Annotated in this window: 8 protein-coding genes and 2 pseudogenes; 1 reads left to right on the forward strand and 9 read right to left on the reverse strand. The window is 44.0% G+C overall.

What is annotated here, in order from left to right; genetic code table 11:
• Positions 1 to 220 precede the first annotated feature (220 nt).
• The 5 genes from ABLT31_RS34510 to ABLT31_RS34530 all read right to left on the reverse strand — a co-directional run bounded on the left by ABLT31_RS34510 (position 221) and on the right by ABLT31_RS34530 (position 4272).
• Complete coding sequence (locus ABLT31_RS34510) at positions 221 to 1705, reverse strand: aldehyde dehydrogenase family protein (protein WP_462976575.1); 1485 nt, start codon at positions 1703 to 1705, stop codon at positions 221 to 223.
• Between the two features lie 21 nt (positions 1706 to 1726).
• A complete protein-coding gene (locus tag ABLT31_RS34515) occupies positions 1727 to 2014 on the reverse strand; it encodes a DUF1507 family protein (protein ID WP_462976576.1) in 288 nt (95 codons plus the stop codon).
• Positions 2015 to 2180: 166 nt separating this feature from the next.
• Positions 2181 to 3341 (reverse strand): iron-containing alcohol dehydrogenase, encoded by a 1161-nt coding sequence (locus ABLT31_RS34520; RefSeq protein WP_462976577.1) that lies wholly within the window; start codon positions 3339 to 3341, stop codon positions 2181 to 2183.
• A 519-nt stretch (positions 3342 to 3860) separates the two neighbouring features.
• Positions 3861 to 4055: a hypothetical protein gene (locus ABLT31_RS34525; protein WP_367760195.1), complete on the reverse strand. Its 195-nt coding sequence runs from the start codon at positions 4053 to 4055 to the stop codon at positions 3861 to 3863.
• Complete coding sequence (locus tag ABLT31_RS34530; protein WP_367760196.1) at positions 4033 to 4272, reverse strand: hypothetical protein; 240 nt, start codon at positions 4270 to 4272, stop codon at positions 4033 to 4035. Before ABLT31_RS34530 ends, ABLT31_RS34525 begins: the two co-directional genes overlap by 23 nt.
• Positions 4273 to 4425: 153 nt before the next feature.
• On the opposite strand from ABLT31_RS34530, the gene ABLT31_RS34535 reads away from it, so the two are divergent.
• Entirely contained in the window at positions 4426 to 6297 is a 1872-nt protein-coding gene (locus ABLT31_RS34535) for a sigma-54-dependent Fis family transcriptional regulator (protein ID WP_367760197.1), read from the forward strand.
• A 397-nt stretch (positions 6298 to 6694) separates the two neighbouring features.
• On the opposite strand, the gene ABLT31_RS34540 is transcribed toward ABLT31_RS34535, so the two are convergent.
• The 4 genes and pseudogenes from ABLT31_RS34540 to ABLT31_RS34555 form a co-directional block, all read right to left on the reverse strand.
• A complete protein-coding gene (locus ABLT31_RS34540) occupies positions 6695 to 6871 on the reverse strand; it encodes a Spo0E family sporulation regulatory protein-aspartic acid phosphatase (protein ID WP_367760198.1) in 177 nt (58 codons plus the stop codon).
• Between the two features lie 53 nt (positions 6872 to 6924).
• A complete protein-coding gene (acsA, locus tag ABLT31_RS34545; RefSeq protein ID WP_367760199.1) occupies positions 6925 to 8637 on the reverse strand; it encodes an acetate--CoA ligase in 1713 nt (570 codons plus the stop codon).
• A 330-nt stretch (positions 8638 to 8967) separates the two neighbouring features.
• Positions 8968 to 11166, reverse strand: a pseudogene (locus ABLT31_RS34550) (malate synthase G).
• Between the two features lie 165 nt (positions 11167 to 11331).
• Positions 11332 to 12122: pseudogene (locus tag ABLT31_RS34555) on the reverse strand (isocitrate lyase); the annotation flags it as partial.

Genomic DNA, 12122 nt, shown 5'->3' on the forward strand with positions numbered 1-12122 from the left:
TCGTTTTAGCATTGACAATATACTCTGCTTGTGTTCCTTTCCCTTCTCCCGGAGATCCCCTTAAGATCATTCTTTCATCACTCCATTAAAGTCTTTTCATCTCTGTTTCCAAAAGATGAGAAAGGGCATCCCCTTCCTTTCGAAATTATGGGCTGTTGAAACCATAATGACTTAAAGGGATGCCCAGCTATCGTGATTCGCTTCCATTTGACTCAAGGCATTAATTTAAATTGATCCAGACACTCTTCACTTCTGTGTAATTTTCTAATGCATAGCTTCCCATTTCCCGTCCAATTCCGCTTTGTTTATATCCGCCGAAGGGAGAAGCTGCATCGAACGCATTATAGCAATTCACCCATACCGTTCCCGCCTTTAATTCATTCGAAACATAATGGGCTTTTTTCAAATCCTGTGTCCATAAACCGGCGGCTAATCCATATTCAGAGTTATTGGCCCGGCAAATCACATCATCTAAATCTTCAAATGGCAAGGCTGCTACCACAGGCCCGAAAATTTCCTCTTTGGCAATGGTCATTTCATCATTTACATCTGCAAAAATAGTAGGGGCAACGTAATAACCATCCCCAAAACCATAGACTCCACCCGCAACCACTTCTGCACCTTCCGCTTTTCCTTTTTCAATATAACTGCTTACCGTTTCTAATTGATCATGGGAAACTAAAGGCCCCATTTCGGTAGCAGGATTAATGCCGGCCCCTTGTTTAATCTTTTGTGCGAGCGAGGCTAAATCTGCCACTACATTATCATACGCTTTCTTTTGGATAAAGAGGCGGGATCCGGCGCAGCAGACTTGTCCCTGGTTAAACATAATGCCCATGAGAGCGCCTGGAATCGCCCGGCTCATGTCGGCATCAGGCAGAATAATATTCGGGGATTTTCCGCCTAATTCAAGAGATATCTTCTTCAATGTACCTGAGGCTTGACGCATAATCGTTTTTCCTACGGGTGTTGAACCCGTAAATGCAATTTTATCCACATCCGGATGTTCAACAAGGGCTGAACCCGCTGCCCGTCCGGCACCCGGAACCACATTGATCACGCCTGCCGGAAAACCGGCTTCGAGCGCTAATTGGCCGACATACAGTGCCGTAAGCGGGGTCTGGGAGGCTGGTTTTAAAACAATCGTACATCCCGTAGCAAGGGCTGCCCCCAATTTCCAAGCGGCCATGAGAAGAGGGAAATTCCACGGAATAATTTGTCCGACAACACCTATCGGCTCGTGGCGGGTATAGTTAAAATAGTTGCCGGCTACCGGGATGGTTTGTCCTACAATTTTGGTTGCCCAACCGGCATAATAGCGGATATGGTCGATGGCAAGGGGAACGTCCGCATTTCTTGTTTCCCGGATGGGCTTCCCATTATCCAGGGTTTCTAATTGCGCCAGTTCTTCCTGGTGAGCTTCCATCAGTTCAGCCAATTTATAGATCAAACGACCGCGTTCTGAAGCACTCAATGTTTTCCATGGTCCATGTTCCAGAGCCTTGCGGGCCGCTTTTACCGCTTGATCTATATCTTCGGGTCCTGCCTGGCTCACGACAGCCAACACTTTTTTGTTTGAGGGATCGACTGTTTCAAAGGTTTGACCGGAAAGAGCCTCTACCCATTCCCCATTAATCAAAAGCTTTTTGGTTCCCTTTAAAAATTCCTGAACGCGTGGACTGATTGTCAATGTTTGTTCCATCATGAAACCTCCTTTTAAATTCGCCTATTTTTGATTAGAACTATCATCCAATGTTTCAACCGTTTGGATGATTCTTGTTTCTAAATCTAACAGAATAATCTTGCCTTCCGTTTCACTGAGCAATCCCAGCCTCACCAGAAAATCAATGACTCGGGAAAACCCAAACATCTGAGTATCTAGCAATTCTTCATAGAATGGATATTGTTCCTTCATTAAATGGTTTGACTGTGTTCCAATTAGGGCCAATATTTTGTTGCTATCTTTTTTCAACAGATCTATCATTGACTCTTGTAAACTGGTAACTGTCTCCATATCAATTCTCCCTGTATGATAGTTGGATTTGTTTCTGCCCTCAAACATTTCAGCGAAGGGGATCTAGAAACGTCACCGATTTACTTAAAAGGGAGTGACAAGCGGGGCTGCTCCCTTCAGGTCTTGATATTGTTTGCTTGCACAATATCAAGGATCAATCCCAAAACTAGAATGCAGCTTTGATAATGTTTATGACTTCTTGAATCGTTGCTTTTCTTGGGTTCGTAAAGGAACAAGCATCCTTCATTGCATTTTCAGCCAGCGTTTGAATATCTTCTTCTTTCGCACCTAATTCAGCAAAACCTTGAGTAATGCCAACATCCTTAGAAAGCGTAATAATGGCTTCAAGTGCTTTTTCTGCAGCTGCACGAGTCGATAATCCGCTTACATCTTCACCCATCGCTGCAGCGATATCTACGAAACGCTCAGGGCATGCAATCAAGTTGAATCTTTCAACATGCGGCAGGAGGATCGCATTGCATACCCCGTGCGGCAAGTTATAGAATCCGCCGAACTGGTGAGCAATGGCGTGTACATAACCGAGGGAGGCGTTATTAAATGCCATACCTGCCAAGAACTCAGCATAAGACATGGCTTCGCGCGCTTCGATATCTTCCCCGTTTGCAACCGCGGCACGCAAATTTTGGCTGATCAGGCTAATGGCTTTAAGGGCACAAGCATCTGTGATAGGCGTTGCAATCGTCGAGACGTATGCTTCAACAGCATGCGTTAACGCATCCATACCGGTAGCGGCTGTTAATGCAGGGGGTTTTTTTACAGTCAATATTGGGTCATTGATAGAGACGGAAGGGGTTACATGTTTGTCTACAATAGCCATCTTTACATAACGGGCTGTATCCGTAATAATGCAGAATCGGGTCATTTCACTTGCTGTACCGGAAGTCGTGTTGACGGCGATCATCGGAACCATCGGAGATTTAGAGACATCAACCCCTTCATAGTCATGAATGCGTCCGCCATTGGCTGCTACAAGGCCAATCGCTTTTGCGCAGTCATGGGAACTTCCGCCACCTAAAGAAACGATGATGTCACAACCTTCTTTCTTAATTGCATCCAAACCGGCTTCTACGTTTTTATCTGTCGGATTCGGTTCTGCACCCGGGAAAATCGCAGCTTCTACTCCCGCTTCCCGAATATAGCCGGCAATCTGATCGGCTACCCCAAATTTGAATAAACCGGCATCAGTAACAATCAGCGCCTTGGTACGGCCTAAAGATTTAATTCTTTGCCCTACCTCTTTAACTGCTCCAACTCCGAGCAGGTTTACAGTTGGCATAAAAAATCCGAATACTTGATTTTCCATCATTGAACACTCCTTGCGCTTTATTATTTTGCTTACACCGTTATTTATTGCAATAGTGATGCCAACTAAAAAACATCGTAAGCCCTTTCATTTTCGCCTTTTTTTTGTCAAAAAATTGATGAAGTGCTCTATTTTTGTCTTATAATAGAACACATTGTGTGTTCTATCTTAGAACAGGCGGTCCATTTTATCGCAAACAGCGGAACAGAAAGTAATCCAGCTCTTTAAACGAGCAAAGAGGCCAAATTGGCCTCTTTGGTTTATGAATGATAGATGTAATTCAAATGCAGGATAACATTTTATCTACTTGTTCCTTGGGATCTGTATATACCTCTCATATCGAAGCAGAGCTTTTCCCCTCTTATTTAAAATCAAAGCCATCAAAAATAAAAATATTTCCAGCCCTGCCTCTATGCAAACACGGGGAAGCTATATTTCGAAAAGTTCATAAGCTCTACATTTCTATAGGGCGTAACTAAAGTAAGAACGATACAAAACAAAACGAACGGAAAGACAAGCGGCCTATACGTTCTTAAGCCGGCAATTTGGGCAACGCCTATACATCCCATGGACGACCTGTGGTTTGAGCTGTTCCATTTTTATAGAAGGAATAAGCAGCAAGCCTAATAAAACAATACTGAAAATAAAAAGCGGAGACATCAATTCCGTGTTTCTCGCTACGACCTCAATTCCCTTACGGGCCCCCGTATCCAACAACGATATAAGCGGATATGAGAATGACTTCGATAGGGGTTTCGGGTAAAAACACCATCGTAATTAAGTTGGATAGATCACACATTACACCTACTGTTACGAACAAAAAGAAAATCGGGAACATCATTCCTACGATTCTTCCTGCATATATCTCCCTCAGCATCGATTTTATTACCTGAAGTTTCCCCAAATAAATGGAATAATAATTACCTTTTCTCATCCTATCAAGGGAATAAGTGACAGAGAAAGCTTAAAGTTCCATTTAATAACATTTGAACAAATGATTAAATCATGCTAACATTGTTATATAACAGATAAATTGACGGAGTGGATGACAAAGCCTTCATAAAACATTGATAAAGGAGTGATCTGCTTGCCTGATCTTGTTGATGTGATTAAAGAATCCTCATCCCTTGTGATCAACGAATCATGGAAACGCTGCCAAACCAAAGACCTTGACCCAAGCAGAATGGATAAAGAACACCGGCTCGGCGAATATGAGATGACTGATCTGTACGATAAATATGCTGAACTCCTTCATTACTCTACCCCGATTTTAGAAGACATCTATCATTCCGTTCGGGGATCAGAATCCCTTCTATTAATTGCCGCACCGGAGGGTTACATCATTGATACCCTTGGAGATCCTTATTTTTTGCGGCTGACGGAAAATGTGTCTTTACAAAAAGGGGCAAATTGGCTGGAGGAGTCTAAAGGGACCAACGCCATTGGTACGGCTATTGTAGAAAAACAGCCCGTACTTGTTTACGGCAATCAACATTATTGTCACGATAATCATTTTCTTGCTTGTGCTGCAGCGCCCATTAGACATCCCGATGGACAGGTTCTCGGCATCTTGAATCTAAGCTGCCATCAAAAGAATTACCATCCATTCGTGCTAAGTTTGATCAAAAGAGCCGCCCATAGTATCGAACAAGCCCTTTTATTGAGTCATACCCAAAAGCAAAAGGACAAATTAACCGAAGATCTTACTTTCATCTACGATCATCATCCTTCTTCCCTTATTACTCTCAATAAAGAAGGAGGAATCACAAGACTCAATTATTCAGCATCGCGCACTATTGGCTGTTCGGAACAAATAGCCATCGGTAAACACATTTCCAGCATTATTTCAGAACTTAATCCATCTGCTCTTGTTGGAGCCCAGGGGCAAAAAATCAGGTTTAAAAATCAGGTGTTTACTCCCTACCTGCTGAGCAGTGATAACGCTGAAGAATCCTGTATGATTTTAAGGGGAGAAGTGGAAAAGGGACACGGGACATTAAGCAATCATTATCATTTTACGGATATCATCAGCAATGATCCTCTTATGAATGAAACCATATCCTTTGCCAAAAGGGCCGCTCAGGTCGATATTAGCCTTTTTATCTCCGGAGAAAGCGGGACAGGAAAAGAACTTTTTGCCCAGTCCATTCATGGTGCCAGCTTAAGAAGCAACAAACCTTTCATTGCCATTAACTGCAGTGCCATACCGGAAAGCCTATTGGAAAGTGAGTTGTTCGGTTATGAAAAAGGCGCCTTTACAGGAGCAAAAAGCGGTGGACAAGAAGGGAAGTTTGAAGCGGCGAATGGCGGGACGCTTTTCTTGGATGAAATTGGGGACATGCCCCTTGCTGCCCAAGCCACGCTGCTTCGCGTGCTGCAGGAACGCTGCGTAACGCGCATTGGCGGCATCACCCCACGTCCGATCGATGTCCGCGTTATCGCAGCCACTCACAAGGACCTTCAAAAGGAAATTATGGAGGGACGCTTTCGCGCTGACTTGTACTATCGTTTGAATGGCTTTACTTTAAAGCTTCCGCCTCTGCGCGAACGGACAGATTTACTGCTTTTAGCAGAACACATTCTATCCCGCATCCCTTTCCAGAAAGAAAAGGCTGAGCTCACGGAAGATGCCAAAGCATTCATTAAGGAATATGACTGGCCCGGGAATTTCCGCCAACTGCAAAACACCCTGCAACAGGCTGCTTTTTTGGCCAACCATCATCCGATTACAAAATCATTGCTGCTTTCCCTTTGCCCAACATTTGCAAACGCTCCATCAATGGAGAAGGAGTATAGCGCGAAAGAGAATCCAGTGAGCCTGCAAGAACACGAAATGACAGTGATCAAGCAAGTTTTAGAACAAACAAAGGGCAATATTAGCCAAGCGGCGAAGCATTTAAATATTGGGCGCAATACACTTTATCGAAAATTAAAAGCATATAACATTACGCTGCAATGATCGAAACCCGGATTTCCGGGTTTCGATTTTTTAAATCTTATGCGGTAGCCTGCTTCATCGATCGTTAAATTTTTCTTAAGAGAAAAAGACCAATATCAAGATATTGGCCAAACAGAAGTGTAAGGTTTATTGAATTGGGGGATCTGTTTTGAGAGATCCAAAATATTAAATACACTTTTTTCATACCAATTATAATCTCTACTCCTCGACCTCCTCATAGTAAGTATCCGCCGTTAATTCATTACAATTCCAGCAATAGCTTCTTATCCTTTCCCATTTTGAAAGATCATCTCCACAATAAACACAAGCATCGGATTTTAACAATGTCAAAGTTAACCCTCCTTTAGAATGGAATCAATCAAATGAAATCATAATCATTTCCTCTTTGAGCAAACTTTCAAGTTGAAAGGGGTTTCCTTTCAAGCATCATTTTTTGGATCAATAGAATCTTTTCATCTAATCGTTGGCTGATTTTTATTACCTCAGGATGATTAATTCCTTTATCCCTTTCCAAATCATACATATCCCGTCGGCATTCATCTATACTCTTCCTTAAATCAAATGAATTTTTCAAAAGTACGTTCCTTCCTTTCTGCTATTTCTAGATGACCTCTTAGTAAACCCTACTTAATCCTCCATCGTGGACAAGTCTCCTGTCGGCAATCCCAGTTCCCAAGCTTTCAAGACGCGCCGCATAATCTTGCCTGATCGGGTTTTCGGCAGCTTATCTTTGATTTCAATTTCACGGGGAGCAGCATGTGCTGCCAATCCGGTTTTAACAAAATTCCTTATATCCTCCAAAAGCTCGTCCGTTGCCAAATAACCTTCACGAAGCGAAATAAAAGCTTTTATAATTTCTCCCCGAACGGGATCGGGCTTCCCGATGACTCCAGCTTCAGTCACCGCCGGATGTTCAACTAATTTGCTTTCAACTTCAAAAGGGCCAACTCTTTCCCCGGCAGTCATGATCACATCATCGACCCTCCCCTGAAACCAAAAATATCCGTCCTCATCCATATACGCAGAATCTCCAGATACATACCAATCCTTTAAGCGAAAATACTCATTGTATTTTTCATCGTTATTCCAGATTTTCCTCATCATGGATGGCCATCCGGCTTTGATCGCCAAATTTCCCATTCGGTTCGGAGGCAATTCGATTCCTTGATCATCAACAATGGCGGCTGAAATTCCAGGGAAAGGTTTGCCCATTGAGCCTGGTTTTATGGGCATGCAAGGATAGTTGCAAATTAATTGGGCTCCGGTTTCCGTCATCCACCAAGTATCATGAATCCGCTTACCAAACACCTTCATTCCCCAGTGAATAACCTCTGGATTCATCGGCTCTCCTACACTCAAAATATGGCGCAAACTGGACAGGTCGTAGTTTTTTACCATTTCATCACCCATGCTCATCAGCATCCGGAATGCAGTTGGTGCGCTATACCATACGGTCACGCTGTATTTTTCGAGCGTACTGTACCAATCTTGTGCAGTAAACCGCCCGCCGCGAATGACATTTGATGCTCCATTCAGCCAAGGCCCAAACATTCCATAGACCGTCCCGGTAACCCAGCCTGGATCAGCTGTACACCAATAAATATCTTCTTCCCGCAAATCGAGGACCCATTTCGCTGTTTGATAGATCTGAATCATCGCATTATGCACGTGCATGACACCTTTCGGTTTCCCCGTGGATCCTGAAGTATAATGAAGAAGAAGCCCATCTTCCCGGTTAACCCATTCAATTTCCAGCTTGTCGCTAGCTTGATCCATCATCTCGCTGTAAAGAACTTGTCCTTGCAACCCGGATCCTTCCCCAATCAAAATCACATGTTTTAATTCGGGAAGTTCTGCAATCGGAATCCGGTTTAACAGTTCCTGAGTCGTGACAATCGCTACTGCACCGCTGTCTTGCAGCCGGTCACGGATAGCTCCCTCCATAAAAGCTTCAAAAAGCGGCCCGGCAATGGCACCGATTTTCGCTATTCCAAGAATACTTACATATAATTCCGGAGAACGCGGCATAAAAACAAAAACCCGGTCTTCTTTTTGAATCCCAAGATTTCGAAGGGCATTGCCGAATTTGTTAGAAAGCTTCTTGAGTTCAAGGAATGTATATTTCTCATCCCTCTTTGCATCGCTGTAATATAAGGCCACCTGATTAATTCTCGCTGTTTCGCAATGACGGTCAATGGCTTCATAAGCAATGTTAACCTTACCGGTTTTATGCCACGTGAATTCCTTCTCAATTTCTTCCCAATCAAAGTTCCGGTACATTTCTTCGTAATCTTGCATATTGCTGTTTTCTTCAGTAACTGGAAGTGAAATTGTCATCATAATCTCTTTAACTCCTTAGCGTAAATTTTTCTCTTTTTATTTGTATAACACTAAATATGCAATATCGATGCCATCCAAAAAAACCTTGATTTGCAACATTCAAGTTACCTTGTGTGTGTCAAAATGCAAAACTGTTATATAATAGAACACTCAACTATTCTGATATGGAACACAGTTATAAATCGATACTGTTTTCTTTTCAAAAAAAGACATAGGATCGGGATGGATTCTAAAGAAAAAAAGCCAGCATGCCATTCATGCTGGCCTACAAGGAGGTATGGAATCAAAATAAGTTATATGAAATACAAATCGTATGACTTGTTCAAACAATCACACAAATTGCATGCCATCACGAAAACCCACATTCTTTTCCTTAAATTCCAGGCGTCGGCGGTGCAAGATGGGCTCCGTGTAGCCGCATGGCTGATCATAGCCCTTCAAAACCAGTTCGCAAGCAGCTTGGAATGCCACAGAGTCATCAAAGTCCGCAGCCATGGGACGGTAGGTGGGATCTCCCGAATTTTGCTTATCCACCACTTTGGCCATTCGTTTCATCGTCTCTATGATTTGCTCCTCAGTAACCACGCCATGGTGAAGCCAGTTTGCCATATGCTGACTGGAAATCCGCAATGTGGCACGGTCCTCCATCAACCCCACGTTGTTAATATCCGGTACTTTGGAGCAACCAATCCCCTGCTCCACCCAACGGACGACATAGCCGAGTATGCCTTGAGCATTGTTGTCCAGTTCCTGCTGGATTTCTTCGGGGCTCCACTGCGGATCCAATACCACCGGGATGTTCAACATATCATTCCGGAAATCTTCCCTTTTCTCTTTTAATTTGTTTTGAACTTCCTTTACATCAATCTGGTGATAATGGAGAGCATGCAGCGCAGCAGCAGTAGGCGAAGGGACCCATGCGGTATTCCCGCCTGCTTGGAGGTGATTGATTTTTTGCTTTAGCATTTCATTCATCAGGTCTGGCATGGCCCACATTCCCTTGCCAATTTGAGCCCGGCCTTGGAAGCCGCAAGCTAGCCCGATGCATACGTTTGATTTTTCATAGCTTTGCAGCCATCTCGATGATTTCATGTCATTCTTTCGAATCATTGGCCCCGCTTCCATTGACGTATGAATTTCGTCACCCGTCCGGTCCAAGAAGCCAGTATTAATAAATATGACTCTATCCTTCACTTGGCGAATGCAAGCTTTCAAGTTCAAAGAGGTGCGGCGTTCTTCGTCCATCACACCGATTTTGAGCGTATTCCGTTCAAAACCGAGCATGTCTTCTACACGATCGAACAATTCATTGGCAAAAGCCACTTCTTCCGATCCGTGCATTTTCGGCTTAACAATATAGATCGAGCCTTTAGCAGAATTCCGATATTTCCCATTTCTTAAAAGATCATGCTTCGCAATGAGACTGGTGATAACGGCATCTATAATCCCTTCGGGAATTTCCTGACCGTTCCGATCTAATATGGCATTACTCGTCATCAAGTGTCCCACGTTGCGGACAAACATGAGCGATCAGCCAGGTAAACTGAATTCTTCTCCGGTTGGCGATGTGTAAATGCGATCAGGATGAAGGCTGCGTGATATGGTTTTGTTTCCCTTTTCCAAGGTGGCAGCCAAAGTCCCTTTCATCAAGCCTAACCAGTTGCTGTATACCAGCACCTTATCTTCGGCATCCACTGCAGCAACCGAGTCCTCGCAATCCATAATGGTTGTCAGCGCCGATTCCATGAGGATATCTGTAACACCGGCACCATCCGTTTTACCAATCGGCTGATTGCGGTCCATCTGTATTTCAAAATGCAATCCATTATTTTTCAGCAATATGGCAGAAGGGTTTTCAGGCCGTCCCTTATAGCCCACTAGCTTCGCATGATCCTCGAGTGAAGCGGTTTCTCCATTGCCAAGTAAAACGGACAATTGCCCATTGACGATCGAATACTGAACAGCATTTCTATGGTAGTTCCCTATTAATGGTGCCGCCTGATCGAGAAAATCCTTCGCATAGGCAATAACTTTCTTGCCACGGATCGGATTGTAACCAGCTGTACGCTCAGCTCCTCCCTCATCACTGATCGCATCGGTTCCGTACAGAGCATCGTAAAGGCATCCCCAACGGGCGTTCGCCGCGTTAAGGGCATACCTGGCATTATTGATGGGAACGACCAACTGTGGTCCAGCCTGCAAAGCTATTTCATCGTCTACCCCTTGGGTGGTAATCTGAAAATCTTCTGCTTCCGGTTCTAGATATCCAATCTCTTGCAAAAAGGATTTATACCTTCCGAGTTCAAAGCTTTTTTTATTTTTCTTGTGCCATTCACTTATTGCTCTTTGCATTTCATCGCGCTTGACTAATAATGCCTTGTTTTTGGGTGCCAAGTCGTGTACCAATCGATCGAAACCAGACCAAAACTGCTCACTTGTCAATCCGCTGCCGGGAAGGGCTTCTGTATTAATGAACTGATAAAGAACCGGAGCAACTTGAAGATTTCCTGCTTGAACATAATCTTTCATTGTGTCTCTCCTCCTTGAAATATAGGACAATCCCTAGAATGGGATGGTAACCTATCAACTTTAAAAACTGATGTTTCTTTCAAGAAAAAATGACCATTGATATCAAAACAGAGTGTAGAGAACCAAAAGGGTTCCGTACACTCTGCCACCAAACGGTTTTTGGTCTTAATTGTGCTGGAATTGTTCTTCTTCCGTAGAACCGGCCAATGCAGTTGTAGAAGACTTCCCGCCTGTAATGACTAGAGATACTTCATCAAAATAACCTGTGCCCACTTCACGCTGATGACGAGTCGCGGTATAGCCATGAACTTCTGCTGCGAATTCCGCCTGCTGCAGTTCGGAGTAAGCGGCCATTCCTCTTTCTTTATATCCGCGAGCCAACTCAAACATGCTGTAGTTCAGGGAATGGAATCCGGCAAGGGTGACGAATTGGAACTTGTATCCCATTTTGCCCAGTTCCTTCTGGAAATTAGCGATGGTTTCATCATCCAGCTTCTTCTTCCAGTTGAAAGAAGGAGAGCAGTTGTAGGCCAGAAGTTTGCCCGGGAACTTCTCATGGATCGCTTCAGCAAAGCGACGGGCTTCGTCGATGTTTGGCTCGGATGTTTCGCACCAGATCATATCGCAGTATGGGGCATAGGCCAATCCGCGAGCAATCGCTTGTTCCAATCCTGGCTTGGTGTAGTAGAATCCTTCCAAACTTCTTTCACCTGTCAAGAATACCTGATCATACGGATCCGCATCACTTGTAATCAGGTTGGCCGCATTTGCATCGGTACGTGCGATGATAACGCTTGGAACATCCATGACATCCGCAGCCAGACGGGCAGCAATTAAGTTGCGAACCGCCGTTTGAGTGGGAAGCAATACTTTCCCGCCTAAGTGCCCGCATTTCTTTTCAGAAGATAATTGGTCTTCCAGATGAACCCCGCCAGCGCCCGCCTCAATCATCGCTT

Source organism: Ammoniphilus soli, assembly GCF_040813775.1.

Excerpts from the sequence above, each read along its gene's own strand:
- ABLT31_RS34530 (WP_367760196.1), bottom strand. The coding sequence starts at position 4,272 with ATGAGAAAAGGTAATTATTATTCCATTTATTTGGGGAAACTTCAGGTA.
- ABLT31_RS34520 (WP_462976577.1), bottom strand. The coding sequence starts at position 3,341 with ATGATGGAAAATCAAGTATTCGGATTTTTTATGCCAACTGTAAACCTG.
- ABLT31_RS34515 (WP_462976576.1), bottom strand. The coding sequence starts at position 2,014 with ATGGAGACAGTTACCAGTTTACAAGAGTCAATGATAGATCTGTTGAAA.
- acsA (WP_367760199.1), bottom strand. The coding sequence starts at position 8,637 with ATGATGACAATTTCACTTCCAGTTACTGAAGAAAACAGCAATATGCAA.
- ABLT31_RS34510 (WP_462976575.1), bottom strand. The coding sequence starts at position 1,705 with ATGATGGAACAAACATTGACAATCAGTCCACGCGTTCAGGAATTTTTA.